The organism is Pseudacidovorax intermedius (assembly GCF_001476815.1).
GTDB classification, from domain to species: Bacteria; Pseudomonadota; Gammaproteobacteria; order Burkholderiales; family Burkholderiaceae_C; genus Xenophilus; species Xenophilus intermedius_A.
The window spans coordinates 1-26348 of record NZ_LDSL01000011.1; the positions used below are offsets into that span (position 1 = coordinate 1).

A 26348-nucleotide genomic window follows, 5' to 3' on the forward strand; every position below is an offset into this window, starting at 1 on the left:
TGCTGGACTGGATGCTGCCCGACGGCACCGGCGGCGACGTGCTCGACTGGCTGCGCCACCGCCCGGGCGTGCAGCCGCCGGCCATCGTGCTCACCACCCTGGCCGACGAGGCGCAGGTGGTGGACGGCCTGAACAGCGGCGCCGACGACTACCTCATCAAGCCGGCCCGTCCGGCCGAACTGCTGGCCCGCATCAGCGCGCTGGTGCGGCGCACCCGCAGCCGCGGCCCGCAGGTGCTGTCGCTGGGCGGCTACCGGGTGGACCTGCTGCAGCACCGCATCGCCTTCGACGGCCGGAGCGCCGAGCTGACCCAGAAGGAATTCGACCTGGCGGTCTACCTCTTCCAGAACCCGCACGTGCTGCTGTCGCGCGAGCATCTGCTCAACCGCGTCTGGGGCAAGACCGCCGACGTCACCACGCGCACGGTGGACACCCACATCAGCCGCCTGCGCCGCAAGCTCGCACTGGATGGCGACGGCCCGCTCAAGCTGACGCCCGTCTACGGCCGCGGCTACCGGCTGGACGCGGAGTCCGGCACCGGCGAGGACGACCTGCCGGAGGGCGGCGCCGAGGTGGCGCATTGACGGGGCGAGCGGGTGAGCGAGGCGCAGCGGGTCTGGCGGACGGACGCCCGCAGATCCGATGGCCCCCGCCTTGCGTACCTATGGATACGGCAATGGCTGACAGCGACCGGCGCCGGCCCCTCCTAGAATTTTTGCGCTGCTCTCCGACAGACCCGCATCCCGCGACGCCACGGCCGCAGAAGCACAACAATATTTAAGGGCCCCACCCATGAAACAGGAGACCGCGGCCCTCGTCCGGGCGTTGCGCGACAACCCCGCCGCCATCGTCGAGGAATGGCTGCGCGAGCTGCAGGCCAGCCAGGGCAGCCTGCATGCCAGCGCCAAGGCCGAGGCCGCCGCCCTGGCGGACGGCCTGCGCAGCGCCCTCGAGGCCGACGCCGACCCCGAATCCCTGCAAGGCCCCGGCTGGCGCGGCCTGCGCGCCACCCTGGAGCAGCTGTCCGCCAGCCGCGCCGCCAAGGGCGACGCCGCCAGCGCCACCGCCGTGTTCGTGCAGGCGCTCAAGAAACCCCTGTTCACCCGCCTGCAGCAGGCCTGCGCCCAAGACCCGCAGGTCCTCGCCCGCGCGCTGTGGGCCCTGTCCACCCTGGTGGACCGCCTGGCGCAGCACACGCTCGACACCTTCCAGCAGACCCGCGAGGAGGTCATCCGCCGCCAGCAGGAAGACCTGCTGGAGCTGTCCACCCCCGTGGTCAAGCTGTGGGACGGCGTGCTGGCCGTACCCATGATCGGCACGCTGGACAGCAACCGCACGCAGGTCGTCATGGAGACCCTGCTGCAGACGGTGATGGACACCGGCTCGGAGCTGGCCATCATCGACATCACCGGCGTGCCCACGGTGGACACGCTGGTGGCGCGCCACCTGCTCAAGACCGTCACCGCCATCCGGCTGATGGGCGCGGACTGCATCATCAGCGGCATCCGGCCGCAGATCGCGCAGACCATCGTGCACCTGGGAATCGACCTGCAGGGCATCACGACCAAGGCCACGCTGGCCGATGCCCTGGCCCAGGCCCTGCGCACCAACGGCTGGCGCATCAGCCGCGAGGACTGAGGCCGGCATGGACCGCATTCCCATTCTGCGGATGGGCCAGACGCTGCTGGTCACCATCCAGATCGACATGCAGGACCAGACGGCCATGGCCCTGCAGGAAGACCTGGCCCAGCGCATCGCGGCCACCGGCGCCAATGGCGTGCTGATCGACATCTCGGCGCTGGAGGTGGTCGATTCCTTCATCGGCCGCATGCTCAGCATCATCTCGGGCGTGGCCCGCGTGCTGTCGGCCACCGCCGTGGTGGTGGGCATGCAGCCGGCCGTGGCGATCACGCTGGTGGAGCTGGGCCTGTCGCTGGACGGCGTGCGCACCGCGCTGGACGTCGAGCGCGGCATGGCCCTGCTCGACCGGCTGCGCCAGCCGCACGGGGTGCGCCGTGGCGCCTGAGCCCACCGGCACCCTGCCGCTCGCCAGCGAGCCGCACATCGTGCAGAGCCGCCAGGTGGTGCGCGCCCTGTGCCAGGAACTGCGCTTCTCCCTGGTGGAGCAGACCAAGATGATCACCGCCGCCAGCGAGCTGTCGCGCAACACGCTGATCCACGGCGGCGGCGGCCGCATGCACTGGGCCGTGCTGCAGGAAGGCGCGCGCCGCGGCCTGCAGCTGCGCTTCGAGGACGAGGGCCCGGGCATCGCCGACATCGGCCTGGCCATGTCCGACGGCTACACCTCCGGCGGCGGCATGGGCCTGGGCCTGCCGGGCAGCAAGCGGCTGGTGCACGACTTCGACATCCGGTCCACGCCCGGCCAGGGCACCTGCGTGAGCATCGTGAAGTGGAAGTGATCCGCGGCTGGACCCACCGGGCCTTCCCCATCGCCGACCTGAGCTTCGTCGGCGAGGCGCGCCGCCACGTCGTGCGCCTGGCGGCCGAGCTGGGCTGGCCCGACCACGACGGCGCCCGCGCCGCCCTGGTGGCCACCGAGCTGGCCACCAACCTCGCCAAGCATGCGCGCGAGGGCCAGCTGCTGGTGGCCGCGCGCGCAGCGCTGAACGACATCGAGCTGATCGCCGTCGACCGCGGCCCCGGCATGGCGGACGTGCCGCGCTCCATGCGCGACGGCTACTCCACCGCCGCCACCGCCGGCACCGGCCTGGGCGCCATCGCCCGCCAGAGCGACGGCGTCGACCTGCATTCCGCCCCCGGCCTGGGCACCACCTGCGTCGCGCGCATCCGGCCGCAGGGCGCACCGGCGCCGCGGCCCTCGGCCTTCGACTGGGGCGCTGTATGCGTGCCGGTGCGCGGCGAGACCGCCTGCGGCGATGGCTGGCTGCTGGCCTTCGAGGGCCGGCGCGCCGCCGCCCTGCTGGCCGACGGCCTGGGCCACGGGCCGGACGCCGAGCGCGCCGCCCAGGTGGCGCTGGACGTCTTCGGCGACCGCGTCTTCGACGACGCCGGCCGGGCCATGCAGGCCATGCACGAGGCGCTGCGCACCACGCGCGGCGCCGCCGTGCTCGGCCTGTGGATGGACGGCGACGAGGTGCGCCACACCGGCGCCGGCAACGTCGCCGGCCGCCTGGTCTCCGGCACCGCCGACCGGGCGCTGGTCACCGCCCACGGCACCATGGGCCTGCAGGTGCGCCGCTTCGACCTGGCCGTCACGCCGCGCCCGCCGCATGCGCTGGCCGTGCTGCACAGCGACGGCGTGCAGACGCGCTGGCCCGCCAGCGCCCTGGCGCCGCTGCTTGCGCGCGACCCGGTGCTGCTGGCGGCCCGCATCTACGCCGACTATTCGCGCGGCCGCGACGATGCCTGCGTGCTCGTGCTGCGCCCGGGAGCGCCGTCATGACCGCCGCACCCGCCGACGACCGGGCCGCCCGCCTGCAGGCCGCCGAGTCCGAGGTCGCCCAGCTGCGCGCCGAACTGGACGAGACCAACCGCGGCGTGGTCGCGCTCTATGCCGAACTGGACGAGCAGGCCAACCAGCTCAAGCAGGCGACCGAACTCAAGAGCCGCTTCCTGGCCTACATGAGCCACGAGTTCCGCACGCCGGTCAACGCCATCCGCAGCATCGCGCGGCTGCTGACCGACGAGGTGGACGGCCCGCTCACCGACGAGCAGCGCCGCCAGGTGCAGTTCATCCAGACCTCGGCCGTCGAATTCGCCGAGATGGTGGACGACCTGCTGGACCTGGCCAAGATCGAGGCCGGCCGGGTGGAAATCTCGCCCGCCTGGTTCGAGATGGTGGACCTGTTCTCGGCCCTGCGCGGCATGTTCCGCCCCATGCTGGAGAACCAGCAGGTCACGCTCACCTTCGAGGAGCCGGCCGACCTGCCGCGCCTGTACACCGACGACCGCAAGCTGTCGCAGATCCTGCGCAACTACGTCTCCAACGCGCTCAAGTTCACCCCGCAGGGCGAGGTGCGCATCGCCGCCAGCCGGATCGACGGCGACCGCGTGCGCTTCGCCGTCAGCGACACCGGCATCGGCATCGCGAAAGAGCACCAGGCCGCCGTGTTCGACGACTTCTCGCAGGTCGACTCGCCGGTGCAGAAGCGCCTGCGCGGCACCGGCCTGGGCCTGGCGCTGTGCCGCCAGCTGGCCGGCCTGCTGGGCGGCGAGGTGGGCGTGGAGAGCGAACTGGGCCGAGGCTCGACCTTCTGGCTCGTGCTGCCGGTGCAGCTGCCCGGGGGCGCGGCACCGCGGGGCGCGGACGCGCAACCGCCATCGCCGGAGGCCGCATGGAAACCAGCGGCGTGATCCACAGCACCATCGACCGCGGCGCCCACCGCATCCTGGTGGTGGACGACCATCCCACCACCCGCTATTCCACCGCGCGCACGCTGCGCGCCGCCGGCTTCGCCACCGAGGAGGCGGGCACCGGCGGCCAGGCCCTGGGCATGGCGGCGCAGGGCATGTCGGCCGTGGTGCTGGACGTGCACCTGCCCGACATCGACGGCTTCGAGGTCTGCCGCCGCCTGCGCGAGGACCCGCGCACCGCCAGCCTGCCGGTGATCCACCTGTCGGCCACCTTCGTGCAGGACCGCGACAAGGTGACCGGCCTGAACGCCGGCGCCGACGCCTACCTGGTGCACCCGGCCGAACCGGCGGTGCTGGTGGCCACGCTGCAGGCGCTGATCCGCGCGCGCAGCGCCGAGGAGCGCCTGCGCCAGAGCGAAAGCCGCTTCCGCGCCATCTACAACCAGGTGCCCGACGGCATGGCCCTGCTCGATGCCGAAGGCCGCTTCGACGACGTCAACCCGGCCCTGGCCACGCTGCTGGGCCGCGCGCCCGATGCGCTCGTGGGCGGGCGGCTCGACGCGCTGGCGCGGACGCAGGATGCCGCGGCCGTGCGCGACTTCGTCGCCCAGGCCGTGGCGGCCAGCGGCAGTGCCGCGGGCAATGTGTCGCGCGCCGAGTTCCCGCTGCTGCATGCCGACGGCCACGAGGTGCCGCTGGCCTGGAGCCTGTCGCCGCACGGCACCACCGGCCTGCTGGTGGCCGTGGCCGTGGACATCGCCGAGCGTCTGGCCCTGGAGCGTGCGCGCCAGGAGGTGCTGGAGCGCGAGCAGGCCGCCCGCGCCATGGCCGAGCGCCACAGCCGCACCAAGGACGACTTCGTGGCCGTACTCTCGCACGAGTTGCGCACACCGCTCAACGCCATCAGCGGCTGGGTGCACATCCTGCAGAAGCACGGCGGCCGGCCCGACCTGATGGGCAAGGCGCTGGACGCCATCGCCCGCAGCGTCAAGGCGCAGAGCCGCATCATTGCGGACATCCTGGACGTGTCGCGCGTCAACGCCGGCAAGCTGCGGCTGCACCGCGAATGGGCCGACCCGGCGGAACTGACCCGCGCCGCCATCGACGCGCTCAAGGACGACATCGCCGCCCGCGCGCTGGACGTGGCGCTGGCGGCGGACGAGGCGGGCAGCCGCCCCGCCTGGCTGGACCCGACGCGCTACCAGCAGGTGGTGTGGAACCTGCTGAACAACGCCATCAAGTTCTCGCCGCCGCGCGGTCGCATCGACGTCGTGCTGCACCGCGAGGGCCGGCGGCTGGTACTGCGCGTGCAGGACCAGGGCCAGGGCATCGCGGCCGACTTCCTGCCGCACCTGTTCGACCGCTTCGCGCAGAGCGACGCGCCCGACAACCGGCACCATGGCGGCCTCGGCCTGGGCCTGTCCATCGTGCGGCGCCTGGCCGAGCTGCACGGCGGCGCGGCCGAGGCCCACAGCGAGGGCGAAGGCCGCGGTGCCCGCCTGACGGTGCAGTTCGACGTCGAGCCCGACGCCGACAGCCAGGCCGCCGCCGGCGCGCCCCAGCCCGCGGCCGCCCCGGCCAGTGCCGACCGCGACCGGCCGCTGGCCGGCCAGCAGGTGTTGGCGGTGGAGGACAACCCCGACGCCGCCGAGATGCTGCAGATCGTGCTGCACGAGGCCGGCGCCCAGGTTCAGGTGGTGAACGACTACGACGCCGCGCTCGCCGCGGTGGGCGCCCGTTGGCCCACGCTGGTGGTCAGCGACATCGGCCTGCCCGGGCGCGACGGCTACGAGCTGGTGCGCGCGCTGCGCCGCCTGGAGGCCGAAGCCGGCCGCGCGCGCACGCGCTGCGTAGCCCTCACCGCCTTCTCCCGCCCCCAGGACCAGGAGCGCGCGCTGGAGGCCGGCTTCGACGCGCACGTGTCCAAGCCGCTGGACACCCACCTGCTGCTGGCGGCGTTGCGCGAAGGCGGCTGAACCGCTTGCGCCGGGAAAAGCGAGGACCGTCGAAGCTCCTTTAGACTGCGCAGAATTCTGCAATCTCAAGGAGCCGGCCATGGGCTTTTCAGCCAGCGACGTCGTGCCTTTCACCCAGGCACGCGCCAACCTTTCCGAGTTGGCCGACCAGGCCAAGGCCGGCGCCGAAAAGATCATCACCAAGAACGGCGAGAGCTATGTCGCGCTCATCGACGCCGACCGGCTGGACTACTACCACCGCCTGGAGCGCGAGCGCATCCACCTGCTGCTGATCGAGGATGCCCGACGCGGCATCGCCGACCTCAAGGCCGGCCGCACTTACGGTGCCGATGCGGCCATCGCTCAGCTGCAGCAGCGCCGCGCGGCCGCCCCTACTGGCAAGGCCACCAAGAAGCGTGGCTGAGGCTCTGCATCGGGTCGAACTGACCGCGAGCTTCCTGGAGCGGCTGGACGCCATCGAGGCTTTTCTCGTCGAAGCCGATGCGGCTTTCGCCTTCGATGGGCTGCTGGCCGGCCTGCGTTCCACGGTCATCCCCAATCTGGCGCGGTTCCCCCGCCTCGGCAGGCGCTGCCTGGACAACCCGCCGCAGTCTGCGGAAGCACTGGCCCAACTCGCAGCACTGCCAGCCGGCGCAGCCAGCGCTCTGCGCGAGTATCTGCATGGCGACTACCTGATGCTCTACACCGTCATGGACGCCAGTGCGACGGTCTATCTGCTGTCCATCCGGCACCACCGCCAGCTTTCATTCGACTTCGCCCGCCTGTGGCCGGGCGCCAACTGAGCGCGCGCCCGAGGCCGCCGTTCATGTCCGGTCAGGGCAAGCGCCCTATGCTCCGCGCGACGCCGCCGCCGGCGGTTCCCTGCATGCGCCTTCGCTCCATGAACGTTCCACCTGCCACCCGCCTCTCCACGCGACGCGACGCGTCCCTCTCGCGCCGCCATGCCCTGCTCGCCGCCGCCGCCCTGCTGGGCACGGCCGCTTGGCCCGTGCTGGCCGACGAGGCGCGTCTGGGCGTGGGCGCCGCGCTGCCGCCGCTGTCGGTCAACGACCAGTTCGACAGGCCAGTGAGCATCGATGCCGGCACCCGCGTGCTGCTCTTCGCCGCCGACAAGGCCGCGGGCGACATCGCCACCGAGGTGCTGCGCCCGCATCCCGAGGTGCTGGCCCAGCAGCGGCTGGTGTACCTGGCGGACATCAGCGGCATGCCGGCCGTCATCACCCGCATGTTCGCGCTGCCCAAGATGCGCGAGCTGCCCTTCCCCGTGGGCCTGGTGCGCGACGCGGCCCTCACCGCGGCCCTGCCCCGGCAGGCGGGCGCGCTGACCTGGATCGCGCTGGACCAGGGCACGGTGCGCAGCGTCGAGACGCTGCCGGACGCCGCCGCGCTGCGCAGCCGCCTCGGCCTGCCGGCGAACTGATGCGCCCGGCGCGGTCCGCCGTCGCATGGCGGGCAAGGCCTGGGCGCGCCACGGCGCTCGCCGGGCTGTAGGACAAAGGCGGCACACGACAGGCCCCAACGCCCGCCTCCCGCAGAATCGGCAGCCGCCGCGGGACCATCCGCCCCACCTCTGCCGAGGCCGACCTTGACCCGCTCGCCCGAAAAGCCTTCTCTCCAGCCCTCCCGCCTGCCCATCCGCGCCGAGGGCACGCCCGGCGAAGTCCGGGACCACAAGGACGACATCTTCTTCGCCGCCATCGAGATGACCCGCATGCCCATGCTGGTCACCGACCCGCGGCAGCCCGACAACCCCATCGTCTTCGCCAACCGGGCCTTCCTGTCCATGACCGGCTACACGCCGGAGGAACTCATCGGCACCAACTGCCGCTTCCTGCAGGGCCCGGCCACCGACCGCGCCTCGGTGGCGGTGATCCGCGAGGCCATCGAGAGCCGCACCGAGGTGCAGATCGAGCTGCTGAACTACCGCAAGGACGGCAGCACGTTCTGGAATGCGCTCTTCATCTCGCCGGTCTACAACCCGGCCGGCGAGCTGGTGTACTTCTTCGCCTCGCAGCTGGACGTGAGCCGCCGGCGCGACGCCGAGGAAGGCCTGGCCCAGGCCCAGAAGATGGAAGCCCTGGGCCAGCTCACCGGCGGCATCTCGCACGACTTCAACAACCTGCTGCAGGTGATGTCCGGCCACCTCGACCTGCTGGAGGTGCGTGGGCGCATGAACAAGCTCGACCCCGAGCACGTGGGCCGCGGCGTGGAGAACATCCGCGAGGCGGTGAGCAAGGCGTCCAAGCTCACCAGCCAGCTGCTTGCCTTCTCGCGCAAGCAGAGCCTGCGTGGGCGGGTCATCAACCTCAATGCGGTCACCAAGGACATGACCGACCTGGCGCAGCGCACGCTGGGCGAGCAGATCCAGGTGGTGTTCAAGTTCGAGCAGGACATCGGCAACTGCCAGCTGGACCCGACCCAGCTGGAGGTGGCGCTGCTGAACGTGCTGGTGAATGCCCGCGACGCCATGCCCGAGGGCGGCACGCTCACCATCCAGACCGGCAGCGTGGAGGTGAGCGACGACGACACGCCCGCCTTCTCCGGCTTGGCGCCCGGGCGCTACAGCACGCTGTCGGTCACCGACACCGGCACCGGCATCGACAAGGCCCTGCTGGCGCGGGTGATGGACCCCTTCTTCACCACCAAGGAAGAGGGCAAGGGCACGGGCCTGGGGCTGTCGATGGTCTACGGCTTCGTCAAGCAGTCCGGCGGCACCGTGACAATGTATTCCGAGGTGGGCATCGGCACCACGGTGCGCATGTACTTTCCCACCGTGGATGCGCGGCCCGCCGTCGCCACGCGCAGCGCCCATCCCGCCTACCGCGGCGGCACCGAGCGCATCCTGCTGGTGGAGGACCGCGAAGAGGTGGGCCTGCTGGCGCAGGAGATGCTCGAAGGCCTGGGCTACACCGTGCTGATGGCCAACTCGGCCCAGCAGGCGCTGCGGGTCTTCCGCGGCCTCGCGCCCGAGGCGCAGCCGGACCTGCTGTTCTCCGACGTGGTCATGCCCGGCGGCATGAACGGCTACACGCTGGCGCGCGAGATCCAGAAACTGCGCCCCTCCACCCGCGTGCTGCTGACCACCGGCTTCGACCGCGACCTGGGCAGCCTGGACCACGTGGCGCCGGCGGAATTCGAGATCCTCAAGAAGCCCTACCGCCTGGGCGACCTGGCGCGCAAGGTGCGCGACGTGCTGGACGGGCCGACGGGCTCGCATTCGACCGCCGGCTGACGCCGCCCCCCGCTGGCGCGGGCACGCAGTCAGTGGCCCAGACGTTTCGCCCGCGCCAGCAGCAGGGCGCGCTGGGCCGCGTTGTCCGTGAGGCCCGCCGCCTGCGCATAGGCCGCCCGTGCCTCGGCGACGCGACCCAGGCGCTCCAGCATGTCGGCCCGCGCGCCCGCCAGGAAGGGATAGCGCTGCAGCCGGGGCTCGTCGGCCAGTGCATCGAGCAACGCCAGGGCCGCCGCCGGGCCGTCGGCGAAGCCCACGGCCACGGCCCGGTTGAGCGCCACCACCGGCGAGGGATGCCGCGCCAGCAGCCGGTCGTAGCCCGCGACGATGGCGTGCCAGTCGGTGTCCTCGGCGCGAGCAGCACGCGCATGGCAGGCGGCGATGGCGGCCTGCAGGGTGTAGGGCCCGTCCGCGTCCAGCGCCTGGGCCGCGGCCAGGGCCGCCAGGCCGCGCTGGATCAGCAGGCGGTCCCAGCGGCGGCGGTCCTGCTCGGGCAGCAGCACGGGGCGGCCCTGCGCATCGAGGCGCGCCGGCAGCCGGCTGGCCTGGATCTCCAGCAGCGCCGCCAGGCCATGCACCTCGGCCTCCCGCGGCAGCAGGTGCTGCAGCTGGCGCACCAGGCGCAGCGCCTCGTCGCACAGCGCCGGCCGCAGCAGCTGGGCGCCGCCGGCCGCGCTGTGGCCCTCGTTGAAGATCAGGTAGACCACGGCCAGCACGGCGTCCAGCCGCAGCGCGCGCTCGTCGGCGCGGGGCAATTCGTAGGGCTGGCCCTTGAGGGCCTTCTTGGCGCGCACGATGCGCTGCGCCACCGTGGCTTCGGGCAGGAGGAAGGCCCGGGCGATCTCCGCCGTCTCCAGCCCGCCCAGCAGGCGCAGCGTGAGCGCCACCTGCGATTCGCGCGGCAGCGTGGGGTGGCAGGCGATGAAGATCAGCCGCAGCTGCTCGTCGCCGATCTCGGCCTGGTCGCGCGCGGCATCGAGCTGGTCGGCGAAGTCGGGCACCACCTGGGTGCCCATGGCTTCGTCGTCGGCGGCGAGTTGCGCATGCTCGCGCGCCAGCATGGCGCGGCGGCGCAGGCGGTCCAGCGCCTTGTTGCGGGTGGCGGTCATCAGCCAGGCGGCCGGGTTGTGCGGTGCGCCGTCGCGCGGCCAGGCGTCGAGGGCGGCGAGCAGCGCGTCCTGCGCGCAGTCCTCGGCCTCGTCCAGGTCGCGCAGCAGCCTGGCCGCCGCGCCCACCAGGCGGCCGCGCTCGATGCGCCAGGTGGCGGCGGCCAGGTCGGCATGGCTCACGTCGCGGGCGGCGCGTCGGGCATGAATGCCAGCTCCCAGATGTGGCCGTCCAGGTCCTCGAAGCCGTGGCCGTACATGAAGCCATGGTCCTGCGGCGGCCGCGGCACGGCGGCACCGGCGGCGCGGGCCTTGGCGACGAGGCCGTCCACCTCCTCGCGGCTCTCGCAGGAGAGGCACACCAGCACCTCGGTGGCGGCCCTGGCATCCACCAGCGGCTTGGCGGTGAAGCCGCGCGCGAAGTCCTCGGTCAGCAGCATGGCGTAGAGGTTTTCGCCCAGCACCAGGCAGGCGCCGTGCTCATTGGTGAACTGCGGGTTGAAGCAGTAGCCCAGGGCCTCGAAGAAGGCCTTGCTCGCGGGCAGGCTCTTGCAGGGTAGGTTGATGAAGATCTGCTTGTGCATCGGGGTTTCCTCAGAAATGGGAAGACGACTCGGCCAGGGTCTTGAGCTGCTGCAGCGCACGGGGCCACATGCCTTGGAGCATGGCGGCATGGTCTTCGCTCCAGCCTTCGAGCCGCACGTCGAGGCGGGTGCCGCCTTCGGGCCGCCGGGCCAGCGCGTAGCGTTCGTAAATGGGCGCTGCGTCGGGCAGACCGGGCGTGACCGGCTGGCCCTCGCGCAGTTCACCCAGCATGCGCAGCGTGAGTTGCGTGGGCGGCTGGCGCCGCTCGACCACGGCCTCCATGCCGTTGCAGTCCGGGTCGAGGAAGCGCATGCGGCTGCCCTCGGACCAGTCGCCCTCGCAATGCGCGCCTTCGCAGAAGGCGCTCGCCCACTCGCGGAAGGCGACGGGATCGAACAGGCAGGCCCAGACCCGCTCGGGCGCGGCGTCGATGTCGATGGTGTGCTGCTGGTCGCTCATGCCCGGGCCTCCGCAATCTGCTTCAGGTTCTGCAGGCCGTCCTCGAAGTCGCGGCCGCACATGCGGTCCATGTCGATGAAGATGCCCATGATTCGCCCGATCAGGTTGGACGGGCCGTGCATGCGCCAGTGCACGGTCGTGCCGCCATCCGGTGCGCGCTCGAGCAGGAATTCGACCTGGTTGTGGGCCTCGAAGGGCTTGAGGAAGTCCAGCTGGAGCTGGACGGCGCGGCCAGGCTGCTGCCCGGTGAGGGTCATGCTGCCGGTGCCGACCTTGCTGCTGTCCCAGTCGTAGCGCGAACCCGCGCCGGCCGGTGGGCCGCTGTAGTGGCCACGCATCTGTGGGTCCTTGCGGGCATAGGGATTCCAGCGGTTGAAGCCCTGCAGCTCCCCCACCAGTGGCCACAGCTGCTCGGGGCTGGCATCGATGCGCAAATGGCGCTCGACGGAGAAGGTGGCGGGGCGGGTGGCGGCATAGGCCAGCAGGGCCAGCACCAGCACGGCCAGGCCGATCAGCACGAAGACGAGGATTTGCATGGCGGCTGCGTCCTTGCACGGGCCGCGTCAGCGGCCGATCTCCATGTCGCCGCCCGGGCCGAAGTCGGCCTCCTCGTACAGGCGCCGCACCTCGATCTCGCAGGTGATGCCGACGAAGGGCGCGGGGAAGCGGGCGGCCCAGGCGCGGGCTTCGTCCTCCGAGCGCACCTGGATCAGCGTATAGCCGGCGATCAGCTCCTTGGTCTCGGCGAAGGGACCGTCGATGACCTCGCGGCGGCCGTCGGCGTGGTAGCGCTGGCGCCAGCCCTGGCGGCTGGGCCGCAGGCCGGCGCCGTCGAGCAGCACGCCGGCGCGCGCCATCTCCTCGTGGAAGGCGCCCATGTCCTCGAAGAGCTGGGCGAACTCGGGGCCCGGCTTGTCGCCGCGCTCGCTGGTGTCCGTCGCGCGGACCTGGATCATGAATCGCATGGAAGGCTTCTCCTGATGAAGCGGCAGCGCCTGTCGCTGCCTTCATGCCTACGACGATCCGGCCGGTGCGACATCGACAAGCCACGGGAAACTACCTAGCCATCGGCCTGGCGGCGCCCCTTCTCACCCGTAGCATGGACCGACGCCGCGGATCTCCACGGTCGCCCACTCGGCGGCGGGGCAGCGGCCGGCCCAGTGCAGCGCCACGGCCTCGTCCTCGGTGTCGAGCAGGAAGAAGCCGCCCACCATTTCCTTGGCCTCGGCGAAGGGGCCGTCCAGCACCTGCACCGCGTCCGCCCGGCGGGTGAGGCGCCGCGCGGCGGTGCCCAGCGACTCGCGGGCGATCAGCAGGCCGGCCGCCTGCAGCTCGGCGCCGAAGTCGAGCATGCGCTGGTAGGCCTGCTCGCCCTCGGGCCGGCTGCGGGACGCGCGTTGGCCGAGCGGTTCGACGATCAGGAGCATGTGCGGCATGGCGGACTCGCGGTAAACACAGGGACGCCCATTCTGCGGCCCCCGCGTGGCATCGCATGCCACGGGCCACCCTGGGAAGGCCGGCCGTCAGGCGCCGGTCGGCCGCCTGTGCATCCCGGCTGACGGCGGAAGGGCCCGTGCGCCGAAGCCGCGGGGCGCCTCGGCCGCCCAGACTGCGGCACTTTCCACGCGACGACTCCGGCCCATGGCGCATCCCCACTACGACCTCATCGTCATCGGCAGCGGCCCCGGCGGCGCCAGCCTGGCGCACCGGCTGGCCGCCACCGGCAAGCGCATCCTGATCCTCGAGCGCGGCGAGTACCTGCGGCGCGAAGAGGCCAACTGGAGCCCGCAGGCCGTGTTCGTCGATGGCCGCTACCAGGCGCGCGAATCGTGGCTGGACCGCGACGGCCGCCGCTTCGCACCGCAGCTGCACTACTGCGTGGGCGGCAATTCCAAGGTCTATGGCGCCGCGCTGCTGCGGCTGCGCGAGCGCGACTTCGGCGAGGTGCGGCACCACGGTGGCCTGTCGCCCGCCTGGCCGCTGACCCATTCGGACTTCGCGCCCTGGTACGACGCGGCCGAAGCGCTGTTCCACGTGCACGGCCTGCGCGGCGACGACCCGCTGGATCCGGGCACCACGCCCTACCCTTTCCCGCCCGTCCGGCACGAGCCCAAGATCGCCGAGCTGAGCGAGCGCCTGCGCGGCCAGGGCCTGAATCCCTTCCACCTGCCGCTGGGCATCCTGCTCGACCAGCAGGAGGACGGCTTCGCCACCCCCACCAGCACCTGCATGCGCTGCTCCTACTTCGACGGCTTTCCCTGCCTGCTCAACGGCAAGGCCGATGCGCAGGTCGTGTGCATCGACCCGATGCTGCGCGACCATCCCAACGTCACGCTGCTCACCGGCGCCTATGTGGAGCGGCTGGAGACCGACGCCAGCGGCCGCCGAGTGCGCGAGGTGGTGGTACGCCGCCACGGCGGCGAGGCCCGCTTCACCGCCGGCACGGTCGTCGTGGCCTGCGGCGCGCTCTCGTCCGCGCTGCTGCTGCTGCGCTCGGCCAGCGACCGCCATCCGCGCGGACTGGCCAATGGCTCCGACCAGGTGGGCCGCAACTACATGCGCCACGAGATGTCGGTGGTGATGGCGGTCATGAAGGAGGTCAACGACACCGTCTTCCAGAAGACGCTGGCACTGGGCGACTTCTACTTCGGCAGCGACGACTGGGACCATCCGCTGGGCCTGATCCAGATGTGCGCCACCAGCCATGCCGACCAGATCAAGGGCGAGGCGCCGCTGCCCGGCCTGATGAAGCACCTGCCCGAGATGCCCTTCGAGGAACTGGCCCGCCATTCGATGGACTTCTGGCTGCAGGCCGAGGATCTGCCCGATCCCGACAACCGCGTCTACTACCGCGACGGCCAGGTCCACCTGGACGTGCGCGAGACCAATCCCGAGGCCCTGCGGCGCCTCAAGGCCAAGCTGGAGCAGGTGCTGTCGGCCATCGGCTGGCCGGCGGTGCTGGTGGAGCGCTCGCTCTACCTGGGCAAGGACATCCCGCTGTCGGGCACCGCCCACCAGGCCGGCACCTGCCGCTTCGGCACCGACCCGGCCACCTCGGTGCTCGACCTGGACTGCCGCGCGCACGAGGTCGACAACCTCTACGTCACCGACGCCAGCTTCTTTCCCAGCATCGGCGCGGTGAATCCGACGCTCACCATCATCGCCAACGCGCTGCGCGTGGCGGACCGGCTCAAGGACCGGCTGTGACGGCGGCGGACTGGGCCACGCTGGCCGCCCGGTGCGCGATGGTGATGCTTTTCCTGCCCTTCAGCGCGCTCGACAAGCTGCTGGGCTTCGGCCACGCGGTGCGCCAGGCCCGCGAAGTGTTCCGCCCCCTCTGGCTGGCCCGCGCCGCCATCGCCGCCGGCCTGGCCGTCGAGGTGCTGTGCAGCCTGGGCGTCGTCACCGGCGTGGCGGACCGCGCCGCCGCCCTGATGCTCGCCGCGTACTGCGTGGCCACGGCCCTGCTGTTCAAGCGCTTCTGGCAGCCCGGCGACTTCTGGCGCCGCGCCGACGGCCGGGCACGCGGCCTGTTCTGGGACTTCCTCAAGAACCTGTCGCTGGGCGCCGGCTTCGTGCTGCTGGCGCTGGGGCCGGACGGTCGCGGCTGGCAGGCCGTCGTCGATGCGCCGCTGGCGTCGAGCCGGCCGTATTCGGCGATGGCCTCGCCTGCGCCGGCCCCCTGACCGCGAGCGCGCCGGCCTGCGCCGTGGCAGCGTTGATGGACTTGGCGGACAGTTCCGCGCGCCTGTTGACCCAACAGGCTGCCCGGCTGCTTCCACAGCCCCGGTCGCCCCAGCGCCGCCACCGGAAGCGTACGAGGGGATCGAGGGCCCCCGCTCGGCTAGCATCGGTGCCGCCCGGCGCGGCAGGATCCGGGCTCGCGAGCACCGAGCCCATCCGCGCCAGGCGCGTACTGCCGCGGTCCGCGCGCCGCGCCCCCGGGCCGCGCCCTGGGCCACCGCGGCGAACATCGCCCTTCCCTTTGCGCCTTCCTCCCGACCGACCCGACCCGACCCGTGCCCATGACCGACCCCACCACGCCCATCCAGGAGCCCACGCTATGGCGCGACGAGCGCTGGACCGCCCGCGTGATCAAGAACGAAGACGACGACGGCTGGGCCGTCTCGATGACGCGGCAGGGCGATGCCGAGCCGGCGCTGGTCGGCCCCTGGACCATGGGCCGCGACAAGAAGAACCCCAAGCCGCTGGACACGGCGGCCTTCCATACCCTGGTCAAGACCGCCAGCGAGGTGCTGCGCCGGCACGAACAGCAACTGCATGCCCGGCTGAACAAGAGCGTGAGCGTCGGCGTGGGCTCGGAACGCATCCGGGTGTCGCTGCAGATCGTGCCGGACGAGGACAACCCCTACGCCATCCTGCGTGCCGAGGACGAGCTGGGCGAAGCGCTCGGCGAGGTCCGCGTGCCGCCGACCTTCAAGCTGAGCGCCGACAGCGCCGCCGCGTGGATCGAGGGCGGGTACCAGCGGCCCTCGCGCTGATCACGAAGGCACCGCCGTCCGATCCAGCAGACAGTCGATGAACGCGCCGAGCAGCGCGAGCCGATGCTGCCTGTTGGGGTAGTAGAGGAACAGGCCCGGCCGGGTGATCGACCAGTCCGCGAGGACTTGAACCAACCGCCCCTGCGCCAACAGCTCAGCGACGCCATCCTGCTCGAAGTGATAGGCGATCCCGAGCCCGTTCAATGCGGCAGCGATGCCGACGTCGGCATGGTTGGTGACCACGGGACCGTCGACCTCGACCTCGATCCGCTGACCCCGCTTGCGGAACTCCCAGCGGTAGTGCCGTCCCTCCATCTGGAGTCGCCAGTTGACGCAGGCGTGGTCATGCAGGTCTTTGGGTGACTTGGGCGTTCCCCGACGTGCGAGATAGTCGGGGGACGCGACGGCCACCATCTTCAGGTCCGGCGTGAGGCGCACGGCGACCATGTCCTTCTCCAGTCGTCCGCCCACCCGTATGCCCGCATCGAAGCGGCCCACGACGATGTCGGCCAGCGCGTCGTCGACCACGATGTCGAGCACCACATCCGGGTGGGTCTGGTGGAACCGTGCCAGCCGCGGCGCGATGATGGTTCTTGCCGCGATGCCCAGCGTGTTGATGCGCAGCGTGCCGCTGATCTGCCCGGTGGCTTCGCTGGCCTCGGCCACCGCAACGGCCATCTCCTGGAACAACGGCGCGATCCGCCGGTAGAGCCGCTCGCCACTCGCCGAAGGCGCGACGCTGCGGGTCGTGCGATTCAGAAGCCGTGCGCCGATGCGGCCTTCGAGCTGTCGGATGGTCTGGCTGAGGGCCGACGGCGAGAGCCCCAGCTGCTCTGCGGCCCGGGCAAAGCTCTGGCGTTCCACGACGGCGACGAAGGCTTTCAGCTCAGCGAAATCGGAGCCTCGCATTCTGTATTCCTTGCTACACAACCCATGCAGATTCAAGCATATTCCCTAAAGACCGGGCGGCGCGCATCCTCGGGGCCTTCACTCACCGCACGGAGCCAATGCCATGGACACCTTGAACCTGCCCGCGCCGATTGCGGCGTACTTCGCCGCCGACCCCGAGACCGAAACCTTGGCGCGTTGCTTCACCGCGCAGGCCGTCCTGAAGGACGAAGGCCACAGCTACACGGGCGTGCGCGCCATCCAGGCCTTCCTGGCCGACGCATCGGCCAAGTACAACGCGACGACGGTTCCGTTCGCCCTGGAGCAGGAGGATGGCTTCCATCGGGTCCGCGCCACTGTCACCGGCAACTTCCCGGGCAGCCCCATCGTTCTCTCGTACCGCTTTCGGCTCGAGGGCGCCCTGATCGCATCGCTGGAGATCACGGCATGAGCTTCGATCTGCACCTCGATGGCCTTCGTGTCGTGGTCACGGGCGGCACTTCCGGCCTCGGCGCCGCCGTGGTGAAGGTGTTTGCCGAAGCCGGCGCCAGGGTGGCGACATCGGCGCGCGGTATGCCGGCGCACCCGGTGGATGGCGTCACGTATGTCACCGCCGACCTGTCGACCGCGGAGGGCACCCATCACTTTGCCCAGACCGTGCTGAAGGACTGGGGTGGCGCCGACATCCTGATCAACGTGCTCGGCGGCTCGAAGACGCCTGGCGGCGGGTTCGCCACGATCACCGATGCGCACTGGCTGGCCGAGCTGAACCTGAACCTGATGCCGGCCGTTCGCATGGACCGTGCTTTGCTGCCGGCCATGCTGGCGCAAGGCGCCGGCGTCATCCTCCACGTCAGCTCCATCCAGCGCGTGCTGCCTCTGCCCGAGTCGACCACGGCCTATGCCGCCGCCAAGGGCGCTCTCACCACGTACAGCAAGTCGCTGGCCAGAGAGGTCACCCCCAAGGGCGTACGCGTGCTGAGCGTTGCACCCGGCTGGATCGAGACCGAGGCGTCCGTCGAGTTTGCACGGCGGATGGCCGCAGAGGCCGGCACGGACTACGAGGGCGGCAAGAAGATCGTCATGGATTGGCTGGGAGGCATTCCAGTCGGGCGACCCGCCAGCCCCCGCGAGGTTGCCGATCTGATCGCGTTCCTTGCATCGCCCAGGTCCGGCTCGATCGCAGGGTCGGAGGTGCGGATCGATGGCGGCACCGTGCCGACGCTCTAGGCGGTGCGGCCGCAGGATCGCGGCGGACGAGACCATCGCGTTGTCTCTTGGCGAAAGCCGGCGCCGAAACCTTGATCTGCCCCCCGAAGGCGCTACTGCGTGCGTGGAGGGGGCTGGCAGCGGCCTTCGCATTGAGGGCGAGGTCGGGGACCCCCGCACTCACCAGCCGGCAGACCCGGGCTCGCCCTTGAAGGGACCCACGACCTCGGGCGTGATCCAGCCCGCGTAGAAGCGGCCGGGCTGTGGCACCACCCGAACGCCATCGACCCAGCAAGCGAGCTCGTGCGGGTAGAACGCGACGTGGTCGCGCAGCGCCGCGTAGGTGGGCTCGGGCTGCGGGTAGAACCATGCCGCCGCGTCGAAACGGCGGCCGCCCGCGACCACAGTGAGGTAGCGCGCCTCGCCCTTCCATTCGCAATACGATGTGCCGGACGCCGCCACCAGCGCATCGGCCCGCACGTCGGCGCGCGGCAGGTAGAAGGTCGGCGGGCTGGCGGTCTCGAGCAGCCGCAGGGCCTTGCGCGTCCGCGCGATCTCGACGTCGCCGCTGCGCACCACGACCTCGCGCGCGTCCGGCTCGATGCGTGGCGGGCGCGGATAGTCCCAGACCGATTCCTGGCCCAGGCCCGGCGTCTGAGCGAAGGGCGGGCGGGCATCGCCCACATGGCGCCATTGCGCGCGGGCGCGCTGGAGGCGTTCGGTCTCTTGGGCATGGGTGTGTGGGGGGTTCATGGGGCAATTCTGTGTCCGGATGACGATCTTCACGCGCGCCGCACCCTGCAAGGAACAAAGGCCGCGGTTGCGGCGAGTCACCCCCGGACAAACCCTATTTCGGCGCCTCGCCGCATCCAGCGCCCCTCCCCGTGCGTATCTCCACGCGGGACCCGCAGCCGGCACCGTCCCATTGCCCATCACTCCACCTAAAGAGGTCACGCCGATGAGACTGTCCATCACTGCCAAGGCGCTCGGCATTGCTGCCGGCGCGCTGTTGTTCACAGGCGCCCAGGCGTCCAGCCATCGAGAGGCGCCCTCGATCGCGGGCATGCCCAAGCTGGATGCCACCGACTTCTACATGTTCCGCAGCTATGAGCCCGGCCGCCAGGACTACCTGACGCTGATCGCCAACTACCAGCCCGACCAGAGCGCGTACGGCGGACCCAACTACTTCAGCATGGATCCGAACGCGCTGTACGAGATCCACCTGGACACGAACGGCGACGCGGTGGAAGACCTGACCTTCCAGTTCCGCTTCAAGAACACCCTGCGGGACATCCAGCTGGCGGTGGGCGGCAAGCAGGTGTCCATCCCGCTGATCCAGGCCGGGGGCATCACCGGGCCGAACCAGGCCACCAGCAATCTGCGCGAGACCTACACCCTGAGCGTGGTGCGCGGCGACCGCCGCAAGGGCACGGTCCAGGCCGTCACTGGCCCGGGCGGCGTGACCGAATTCGACAAGCCCACCGACAACATCGGCGAGAAGACCTTCGGCGCCGGCGCGGGCTATGCCAACTACGCCAACCAGCACATCTACACCGTCAACATTCCCGGCTGCAGCGCACCGGGGCGGGTGTTCGTCGGCCAGCGCAAGGATCCCTTCAGCGTGGCGCTGGGCCAGGTGTTCGATCTGGTCAACCTCAACCCGCTGGGCGCACCCGATGCGAATGCCGACGCGCTCGCGGCCAAGAACGTGACGACCATGGCGGTGGAACTGCCGGTCGCCTGCGTCACCACGGCCGGCCAGCCGATCGTCGGCGGCTGGACCACGGCCAGCGTGCGCCAGGGCCGCCTGATCGCCAGCCCGCCCAAGAGCGGCCACGGCACGACGGCCGTGAACGGCGGCGCGTGGGCGCAGGTGTCGCGCCTGGGCATGCCGCTGGTCAACGAGGTGGTGATCGGCCTGAAGGACAAGGACCGCTTCAACAGCTCCAAGCCCATGGACGATGGCCAGTTCGCCAACTACGTGACGAACCCGACGCTGCCGGCCCTGGTGCAGACCCTGTTCTCCGCGCCGGCGCCGACCAACTTTCCGCGCACCGACCTGGTCGCCGCCTTCCTCACCGGCGTGGAGGGCCTGAACAAGCCGGCCAACGTCAAGGCGGCCGAAATGCTGCGGCTCAACACCAGCATCGCCGCGACACCCAAGGCCCAGCAGAGCAACCTGGGCGTGCTGGGAGGCGACAACGCCGGCTTCCCCAACGGGCGCCGACCGGGCGACGACGTGGTGGATGCCGAACTGCGCGTGGCCATGGGCGCCCTGTGCGTGGCCACCGGCGCCAACGATGCGCTCAAGGTGGGCTGCAAGCCTTCCGACGCACCGGCTGGCGGCGCGGCACTGACCGACGGCGCGGCCCAGTCGCCGGCGCAGTTCCCCGACGCCTTCCCCTACCTCAACACACCCCTGCCGGGCGCCACCACGGCGCGGCAGTGAAAGGGCCTGCGATGAACCACAGCCGCCTGTCCCTCCGACTCGCGGGCGTCCTGCTCACCGCTGCAGCCCTGGCGGGCTGCGGCGGTGGCGGCGGGAGCTCTTTCGCCTTCTTCCCCGTACCACCCGGCACGGGCACCACCAGCCCGCCCACCACCCCCGCGCCTGGCGCTGGTACCGGCACGGCCACGCCGCAGGCCAGTGCCTACGACCAGTTCGTGGCGTACGTGGTGGCGCTGGTGAGCAGCGTGCAGGACACGGCGGAGCCGGCGGACATCACCGCCTACGATCCGCCGCCGACCTCGGAAACCGCCGAACCGACGGCGACGCAATGAGCGTGCGGCGGCTGCGCGGCGGGCGCATGGCTGCACTGGGCCTGGTGCTCGCCGCTGCAGTGGCCACGGTCGGCGCCGCACCCCGCCAGCCGAGCTCCGACGCGCAGGTCGTCGAGACCCTGCCCGGCGGTCCCGGTGCCGCCGAGGCCAAGCGTCGCCTGCGCGCCAGCCTGGGCGCCAGCGCGGCGGATCCCAAAGCCGCCGTCGAGGCGGCGGGCGCCTACCTCGGCCTGGCGCGCACCCAGGGCGATGCGCGCTACGCGGGGCAGGCCCTGGCTGCGCTGCGGCACTGGGCCACCCTGCCGGCCGAGCAGACACCGCCCGAGGTGCTGGTCATGCGTGCGACCGTCCAGCAGTTCGTCCACGATTTCGATGGCGCAGAAGCCTCGCTGAAGGCCGCCCTGGCCCGGCGGCCTGCGGATGCCCAGGCCTGGCTGACGCTGGCCACGGTGCGCCGGGTGCGGGGCCGGCTGGCCGAGTCCGACGCGGCCTGCCAGGCCACCGGCCGGACCGGGCCGGCCGTCTACGGCATCGCCTGCCTGGCCGAGAACGCTGCGCTGCGCGGCCGGCATGACGAGGCCCGCACCAGCCTGCGCGCCCTGCTGCAGGCGCCGGCGCTGCGTGGCGCCGCCCAGGCCGGCGTGCGGCAATGGCTGTGGACCACGCTGGCCGAGGTCGAGGAACTGGCGGGCCGCCCCGCCGACGCCGAGGCCGCCTACCGCGAAGCCCTGCCGCTCGGCGAGGACGGCTACCTGCGTCTGGCGTATGCCGACTTCCTGCTGCAGCAGGGGCGGGCGGCGGAAGTTGCGCCGCTGCTGTCCGGCGAGCCCCGCAGCGACGCGGTGTTGCTGCGCCTGGCCATCGCCGAGACACGCAACGGCCAACGCAACGGCCCGGCACGCGAGGAACTGGTGCGCCGCTTCGAGGCCGCCGCGCAGCGTCCGGAAGGTGCGGTGGGCCACGCGCGCGAGCAGGCCATGTTCGCCCTGGACGTGCAGGCCGATGCCCGGCAGGCCGTGGCACTGGCCCGCCAGAACGTCGCCCTGCAACGCGAGAGCATCGACCTGCTGCTGCTCGCGCGTGCCGGCCGTGCCGCCCAGGACGACGACGCCCTGGCCGAGCTGCGCCGGTTGCGCGAAGAAACCGGCATGAAGGACGCCCGCATCGATGCACTGCGCTGACCGTCAACGCCGCGGCCGGCGCGTCATGCTGGCGCTGCTCGCATGGATGATGCTGCCGCTGCTGCTGTGCGCATGGCCCGGTGCTGCCCACGCGCACAAGGCCAGCGATGCCTATCTGCTCATCGACCGCGACGGGCCGAACCTGGCCGTGCGCTGGGACATCGCCCTGCGCGACCTGGATGCCGCGCTGGACCTGGACGCGGACCGGGACCAGCGCCTGCAGTGGGGCGAGGTGCGCACCCGCCTGCCCGAGATCACGGCCTATGCCGCCGCGCGGCTGCGGCTGCAGGAGGGCCGTTGCGCCCTGCGCCCTGCCGAGCCCGATGGCATCGAGGACCGGGTGGATGGCGCCTACTTGGTGCTGCGCTTCACCGCGACCTGCGATGCCACCGAAGCCCTGACGGTGGATTACCGGCTGCTCGGCGATGTTGACCCGACGCACCGCGGACTGCTGCGACTCGGCGCTGCGGCCGGCCAGGCCTCGGCCGTGCGCTCGCTCGATCCGAACGGCGGCCCGGTGCCCGTCCGGTGGCCCGACGCCGTCGGCGCCGGCAGGGACGGCGATCACGGCAGCCACGGCTTCTTCGCCGATGGCCTGCACCACATCCTGATCGGCTACGACCACCTGCTCTTCCTCCTGTGCCTGCTGCTGCCTGCCGTCTTGCAGCGCAGCGCCGCGGGCTGGACGCCGGTGGCGCGCTGGCGCGATGCCGTCTGGCCGATCGTGAGCTGGGTCACCCTGTTCACGCTGGCGCATTCGCTCACCCTCGCCCTCGCGGCGCTCAAGGTGGTGAGCCTGCCGCCGCGCATCGTCGAGCCGGCCATTGCCGCCACCATCCTGCTCGCGGCGCTGGACAACGTGCGACCCCTGCTCGGCCCGCGTCGACGCTTCTTCAGCTTCGGCTTTGGCCTGATCCACGGCTTCGGTTTCGCTGGCGCCCTGGGCGAGCTGGACCTGCCTCCCGGCGTGTTCGCCAGCGCCCTGCTCCAGTTCAACCTCGGCGTGGAAGCCGGCCAGCTGCTGGTCGTGGGCGCGGCCATGCTCCTCTTGCTGGCCTTGCGGCGGTGGCGCGGCTATGTGCCCGTGGTGCTGCGTGGCGGCTCCATCCTGGCGGCGCTCCTGGCCCTGGTGTGGCTCGTGGAGCGGGTGTTCGATCTGTCGCTGCTGCCGATGCCCGGCGGGTGAGCGCCAGGGTGCAAGCCCGGGCATCGCCATCCGGGTCGGGGCCAAAAAAAAGCCGCAACCTTTAAGGTTGCGGCTTTGCTGCAGGGGCTGCTTTTCGAGCGACGGCCTGGCCGTCTTCGCCCGAATTGTTGTTCTTGGACGGTGACTGGCGGAGAGGGTGGGATTCGAACCCACGGTACGGGGAAACCGTACGCCTGATTTCGAGTCAGGTACATTCGACCACTCTGCCACCTCTCCACAAGCTGTGCGATTCAGTCGAAGCCTTGCATTATAGCCAGGCTTTGGGCCCGCTGGGAAGCGGGCCACCAAAGAATCACGCGCGCAGCACGGCCTGGTTGCCCAGGTAGGGGCGCAGGGCCTTGGGGATGGCGATGCTGCCATCGGCCTGCTGGTGGTTCTCCAGCACCGCGACCAGGGCGCGGCCCACGGCCAGGCCGGAGCCGTTCAGGGTGTGCAGCAGTTCGTTCTTGCCCTGCGCGTTCTTGAAGCGGGCCTGCAGCCGGCGCGCCTGGAAGGCCTCGCAGTTGGAGACGGAGCTGATCTCGCGGTAGGTGTCCTGCGCCGGGATCCACACTTCCAGGTCGTAGGTCTTGGACGCGCCGAAGCCCATGTCGCCGGTGCACAGCAGCACCACGCGGTAGGGCAACTCCAGCGCCTGCAGCACCGCCTCGGCATGGCGGGTCATCTCTTCCAGCGCGTCGTAGCTCTGCTCGGGGTGCACGATCTGCACCATCTCGACCTTGTCGAACTGGTGCTGGCGGATCATGCCGCGCGTGTCGCGGCCGGCGCTGCCGGCCTCGGAGCGGAAGCAGGGCGTGTGGGCCGTCAGTCGGACGGGCAGCTGCGACTCGGGCACGACGGTGTCGCGCACGAAGTTGGTCAGCGGCACCTCGCTGGTGGGAATGAGGTAGAGCGCCGACAGGTCGGGCACCGGCTCGCCGTCCTGGCCGCCCTTCTTGGCGGCGAACAGGTCGCCCTCGAACTTGGGCAGCTGGCCCGTGCCGCGCAGCGTCTCGCCGTTGACGATGTAGGGCACGTAGCACTCGGTGTAGCCGTGCTGCTGCGTCTGCAGGTCGATCATGAACTGCGCCAGCGCACGGTGCAGGCGGGCAATGGCGCCCTTCATGACGGTGAAGCGCGAGCCGGCGAGCTTGACGCCCATCTCGAAGTCCAGGCCCAGCGGTTCACCCAGTGCCACATGGTCGCGGGCCGCGAAGGCGAGCGCGGGCGCATTGCCGCCCTCCCCGCCCTGCGGGCTCCAGCGCCGCACCTCGACGTTGCCGGTTTCGTCCTCGCCCTGCGGCACGCTCTCGTGCGGCAGGTTGGGCACGGCCAGCAGCAGGGCCTGCAGCTCGGGCTGCAGCGCGTCGAGGCGGACGGCGGACGATTCCTGCTCGGCCTTGAGCGCATTGACTTCGGCCATCAGCGCATCGACCGATTCGCCCTTGGCCTTGAGCGGGCCGATTTGCTTGTTCAGCGCATTGCGGCGGGCCTGGATTTCCTCGGTGCGCGTCTGCAGCTGCTTGCGCTCGGCTTCCAGGGCGGAAAAGCGCGCGACGTCGAGGTATGGCTGGTTCTTCTTGCGGGATTCGAGGCGCGCGACGACCGAAGGCAGGTCCTTGCGCAGGAGAGTGATGTCGAGCATCGGCTCATTGTAGGAAACGGCCTTGCGTCGCCTGCGCGAGCGCCTGGCGGTCGGCGTCGCTGGCGAAGGCGGCGCTGGCCCGGTCGAAGGCCTGGCGGGCCATGGCATCGATGGCTCCGGCCTGGTCCGGGGCGGCCTGGGCCAGGGCGGCCAGGGTCTTCTGCAGGCGGATCGACACCTCGATGGCGCCGGTGCCGTCGCGCGCCAGCGGGCGGAAGGCGTCCTCCAGCAGGTCGGCGATGGCGGGCAGCGGCACGAAGACGCGGTCGCAGGCGGCGGCGTCCGACGCGGCGTCCGGCCGCGCGAGCACGGCGCGGAAGACGCGGTGCTGCGCATCGATCACCTCGATGGCGGTGCCCGCATCGTTGACCGCCGCCGACAGGGCGCGGCTGCCGATCTCGGCCAAGGTGACGAGGCCCAGGCGCGGGTCGTGGTCGAAGCTGCGGTGGCGCTCGACGGTGAAGGCGGCGGCGAGCACGTCGCGTGCCTCGTCGTCCGCCTGGCCCTCGGCCCGAAGCAGGGGCCGCTGCGGATGCACCAGCGTGCCGGGCAGCACGGCCACGTGCAGGCGCAGGCCGTGTTGCGCGGCGATGCGCTGCAGCGCGCCCATGTCGACGTGCGTGACGTAGCCCGTGCGCTCGCCGCACACCGGCCAGGCGCCCTCGGGCACGGCCACGGCCGGCTGGCCGCCCAGGTACGGCGCTTCGCGCCATTCGCGGACGGATTCGACGGCCGCGCGCTCCACGCGGTCGATCACGTCGGACATGCGGCCGAAGGCCGTGAGGTGCGCGATCCAGCGCAGCAGCGTGAACACGATCAGCGCCACCACCGCCAGCGTGCCGACGAACAGGATCACCCGCCCGCGGTCGCCGTAGAAGCCGGTCGACAGGGCGATGATGCCGACGATGGAGAACAGGAACGCGCCCAGGAAGGTCGACAGCGCGTTCTGCGAAGTCGGGTCCTGGATCAGCAGCTGCGTCGCGCGCGGCGTGGCCAGCGTGGTGGCCGACGAATACGCCGACACCATGGCGGTGAGCGAGAAGGTGGTCACCGCCAGCATCGACGAGGCCAGGATCTGCAGGATGCCGCCCACCGAGTCCTGGCCGATGTTGCCCTCGAAATGCTCCGGCAGCCAGGGCGCCAGGTAGCGCGCCGCCACCGCCAGCAGCACCGCCAGCAGGCTGAAGACGACCGAGCGGAACCAGATGCGCCGCGCCGTGCGGCGCAGCAGCAGTCGCCAGGCGGGCATGCTCATGGCCGCGC

General features: G+C 71.4%; 30 protein-coding genes and 1 tRNA gene. 20 read left to right on the forward strand and 11 right to left on the reverse strand.

Features of this window, described 5'->3' with window-relative positions:
• From NS331_RS01415 to NS331_RS01465, 11 genes are all read left to right on the forward strand, one after another.
• Window positions 1-584 (forward strand): response regulator transcription factor (locus NS331_RS01415; protein WP_058640243.1); only part of this gene is annotated, 584 nt, incomplete at its 5' end.
• 208 nt (window positions 585-792) lie between these two features.
• A complete protein-coding gene (locus NS331_RS01420; protein WP_058640244.1) occupies window positions 793-1638 on the forward strand; it encodes an STAS domain-containing protein in 846 nt (281 codons plus the stop codon).
• Window positions 1639-1645: 7 nt separating this feature from the next.
• A complete protein-coding gene (locus NS331_RS01425) occupies window positions 1646-2026 on the forward strand; it encodes an STAS domain-containing protein (protein WP_058640245.1) in 381 nt (126 codons plus the stop codon).
• On the forward strand, window positions 2016-2420 hold the full coding sequence (locus NS331_RS01430; RefSeq protein WP_058640246.1) for an anti-sigma regulatory factor: 405 nt from the start codon (window positions 2016-2018) through the stop codon (window positions 2418-2420). Before NS331_RS01425 ends, NS331_RS01430 begins: the two co-directional genes overlap by 11 nt.
• On the forward strand, window positions 2411-3424 hold the full coding sequence (locus NS331_RS01435) for an anti-sigma regulatory factor (RefSeq protein ID WP_082702183.1): 1014 nt from the start codon (window positions 2411-2413) through the stop codon (window positions 3422-3424). Before NS331_RS01430 ends, NS331_RS01435 begins: the two co-directional genes overlap by 10 nt.
• Window positions 3421-4335 (forward strand): sensor histidine kinase, encoded by a 915-nt coding sequence (locus NS331_RS01440; RefSeq protein ID WP_058640247.1) that lies wholly within the window; start codon window positions 3421-3423, stop codon window positions 4333-4335. The genes NS331_RS01435 and NS331_RS01440 overlap by 4 nt, the downstream gene beginning before the upstream one ends.
• Window positions 4317-6311, forward strand: coding sequence for a hybrid sensor histidine kinase/response regulator (locus NS331_RS01445; RefSeq protein WP_058640248.1), 1995 nt, complete (start codon window positions 4317-4319; stop codon window positions 6309-6311). Before NS331_RS01440 ends, NS331_RS01445 begins: the two co-directional genes overlap by 19 nt.
• Window positions 6312-6390: 79 nt before the next feature.
• Window positions 6391-6714: a type II toxin-antitoxin system Phd/YefM family antitoxin gene (locus NS331_RS01450; protein WP_058640249.1), complete on the forward strand. Its 324-nt coding sequence runs from the start codon at window positions 6391-6393 to the stop codon at window positions 6712-6714.
• Complete coding sequence (locus NS331_RS01455) at window positions 6707-7093, forward strand: type II toxin-antitoxin system RelE/ParE family toxin (RefSeq protein ID WP_058640250.1); 387 nt, start codon at window positions 6707-6709, stop codon at window positions 7091-7093. The genes NS331_RS01450 and NS331_RS01455 overlap by 8 nt, the downstream gene beginning before the upstream one ends.
• Window positions 7094-7191: 98 nt before the next feature.
• Window positions 7192-7731 (forward strand): hypothetical protein, encoded by a 540-nt coding sequence (locus NS331_RS01460; protein ID WP_153012702.1) that lies wholly within the window; start codon window positions 7192-7194, stop codon window positions 7729-7731.
• A gap of 165 nt (window positions 7732-7896) precedes the next feature.
• Window positions 7897-9543: a histidine kinase famiy protein gene (locus NS331_RS01465; protein WP_058640251.1), complete on the forward strand. Its 1647-nt coding sequence runs from the start codon at window positions 7897-7899 to the stop codon at window positions 9541-9543.
• Between the two features lie 29 nt (window positions 9544-9572).
• Here NS331_RS01465 and NS331_RS01470 read toward each other — a convergent pair whose 3' ends face one another.
• The 6 genes from NS331_RS01470 to NS331_RS01495 form a co-directional block, all read right to left on the reverse strand.
• Window positions 9573-10832 (reverse strand): RNA polymerase sigma factor, encoded by a 1260-nt coding sequence (locus tag NS331_RS01470; RefSeq protein ID WP_058640252.1) that lies wholly within the window; start codon window positions 10830-10832, stop codon window positions 9573-9575.
• The gene (locus NS331_RS27040) at window positions 10829-11233 is read right to left on the reverse strand and encodes a VOC family protein (protein WP_058640253.1); all 405 of its coding nucleotides are present in this window, start codon (window positions 11231-11233) and stop codon (window positions 10829-10831) included. Before NS331_RS27040 ends, NS331_RS01470 begins: the two co-directional genes overlap by 4 nt.
• A 10-nt stretch (window positions 11234-11243) precedes the next feature.
• A complete protein-coding gene (locus NS331_RS01480; protein WP_058640254.1) occupies window positions 11244-11693 on the reverse strand; it encodes an SRPBCC domain-containing protein in 450 nt (149 codons plus the stop codon).
• A complete protein-coding gene (locus NS331_RS01485) occupies window positions 11690-12229 on the reverse strand; it encodes an SRPBCC family protein (RefSeq protein WP_058640255.1) in 540 nt (179 codons plus the stop codon). The genes NS331_RS01480 and NS331_RS01485 overlap by 4 nt, the downstream gene beginning before the upstream one ends.
• Window positions 12230-12256: 27 nt before the next feature.
• The gene (locus NS331_RS01490; RefSeq protein WP_058640256.1) at window positions 12257-12658 is read right to left on the reverse strand and encodes a YciI family protein; all 402 of its coding nucleotides are present in this window, start codon (window positions 12656-12658) and stop codon (window positions 12257-12259) included.
• Window positions 12659-12781: 123 nt separating this feature from the next.
• Window positions 12782-13129, reverse strand: a complete 348-nt coding sequence (locus NS331_RS01495) for a YciI family protein (protein ID WP_058640257.1) — start codon at window positions 13127-13129, stop codon at window positions 12782-12784.
• 205 nt (window positions 13130-13334) lie between these two features.
• Here NS331_RS01495 and NS331_RS01500 point away from each other — a divergent pair, with 205 nt between their 5' ends.
• The 3 genes from NS331_RS01500 to NS331_RS01510 all read left to right on the forward strand — a co-directional run bounded on the left by NS331_RS01500 (window position 13335) and on the right by NS331_RS01510 (window position 16195).
• On the forward strand, window positions 13335-14900 hold the full coding sequence (locus NS331_RS01500) for a GMC oxidoreductase (RefSeq protein WP_058640258.1): 1566 nt from the start codon (window positions 13335-13337) through the stop codon (window positions 14898-14900).
• Window positions 14897-15379 carry a DoxX family membrane protein gene (locus NS331_RS01505; protein WP_242873617.1) on the forward strand — a complete coding sequence of 161 codons (483 nt, stop codon included), beginning with the start codon at window positions 14897-14899 and terminating at the stop codon, window positions 15377-15379. Before NS331_RS01500 ends, NS331_RS01505 begins: the two co-directional genes overlap by 4 nt.
• A 339-nt stretch (window positions 15380-15718) precedes the next feature.
• Window positions 15719-16195, forward strand: a complete 477-nt coding sequence (locus NS331_RS01510; protein WP_058640259.1) for a hypothetical protein — start codon at window positions 15719-15721, stop codon at window positions 16193-16195.
• Here NS331_RS01510 and NS331_RS01515 read toward each other — a convergent pair whose 3' ends face one another.
• Window positions 16196-17104 carry a LysR family transcriptional regulator gene (locus tag NS331_RS01515; RefSeq protein WP_058640260.1) on the reverse strand — a complete coding sequence of 303 codons (909 nt, stop codon included), beginning with the start codon at window positions 17102-17104 and terminating at the stop codon, window positions 16196-16198.
• 103 nt (window positions 17105-17207) lie between these two features.
• Between NS331_RS01515 and NS331_RS01520 the strand changes: the two genes are divergently transcribed.
• Together NS331_RS01520 and NS331_RS01525 are read left to right on the forward strand one after the other, a co-directional pair.
• Complete coding sequence (locus tag NS331_RS01520; RefSeq protein ID WP_058640261.1) at window positions 17208-17534, forward strand: nuclear transport factor 2 family protein; 327 nt, start codon at window positions 17208-17210, stop codon at window positions 17532-17534.
• A complete protein-coding gene (locus NS331_RS01525; protein WP_058640262.1) occupies window positions 17531-18313 on the forward strand; it encodes an SDR family oxidoreductase in 783 nt (260 codons plus the stop codon). Before NS331_RS01520 ends, NS331_RS01525 begins: the two co-directional genes overlap by 4 nt.
• A 159-nt stretch (window positions 18314-18472) precedes the next feature.
• Here NS331_RS01525 and NS331_RS01530 read toward each other — a convergent pair whose 3' ends face one another.
• Window positions 18473-19045: a DUF427 domain-containing protein gene (locus tag NS331_RS01530; protein ID WP_082702184.1), complete on the reverse strand. Its 573-nt coding sequence runs from the start codon at window positions 19043-19045 to the stop codon at window positions 18473-18475.
• A gap of 205 nt (window positions 19046-19250) precedes the next feature.
• Here NS331_RS01530 and NS331_RS01535 point away from each other — a divergent pair, with 205 nt between their 5' ends.
• From NS331_RS01535 to NS331_RS01550, 4 genes are read left to right on the forward strand one after another with little or no spacing between them, the layout of a single operon-like run.
• Window positions 19251-20741, forward strand: coding sequence for a DUF4331 domain-containing protein (locus tag NS331_RS01535; RefSeq protein WP_058640263.1), 1491 nt, complete (start codon window positions 19251-19253; stop codon window positions 20739-20741).
• Between the two features lie 11 nt (window positions 20742-20752).
• Window positions 20753-21073 (forward strand): hypothetical protein, encoded by a 321-nt coding sequence (locus NS331_RS01540; protein ID WP_058640264.1) that lies wholly within the window; start codon window positions 20753-20755, stop codon window positions 21071-21073.
• Complete coding sequence (locus NS331_RS01545; RefSeq protein ID WP_058640265.1) at window positions 21070-22254, forward strand: tetratricopeptide repeat protein; 1185 nt, start codon at window positions 21070-21072, stop codon at window positions 22252-22254. The genes NS331_RS01540 and NS331_RS01545 overlap by 4 nt, the downstream gene beginning before the upstream one ends.
• 25 nt (window positions 22255-22279) lie before the next feature.
• The gene (locus NS331_RS01550) at window positions 22280-23440 is read left to right on the forward strand and encodes a HupE/UreJ family protein (RefSeq protein WP_082702185.1); all 1161 of its coding nucleotides are present in this window, start codon (window positions 22280-22282) and stop codon (window positions 23438-23440) included.
• A gap of 146 nt (window positions 23441-23586) precedes the next feature.
• Here the strand turns inward: NS331_RS01550 and NS331_RS01555 are convergent.
• The 3 genes from NS331_RS01555 to NS331_RS01565 all read right to left on the reverse strand — a co-directional run bounded on the left by NS331_RS01555 (window position 23587) and on the right by NS331_RS01565 (window position 26340).
• Window positions 23587-23677: transfer RNA gene (locus NS331_RS01555), tRNA-Ser, on the reverse strand.
• 76 nt (window positions 23678-23753) lie between these two features.
• Window positions 23754-25085, reverse strand: coding sequence for a serine--tRNA ligase (gene serS / locus NS331_RS01560; RefSeq protein WP_058640267.1), 1332 nt, complete (start codon window positions 25083-25085; stop codon window positions 23754-23756).
• Between the two features lie 4 nt (window positions 25086-25089).
• Complete coding sequence (locus NS331_RS01565) at window positions 25090-26340, reverse strand: DUF2254 domain-containing protein (RefSeq protein WP_058640268.1); 1251 nt, start codon at window positions 26338-26340, stop codon at window positions 25090-25092.
• Window positions 26341-26348: the final 8 nt, after the last annotated feature.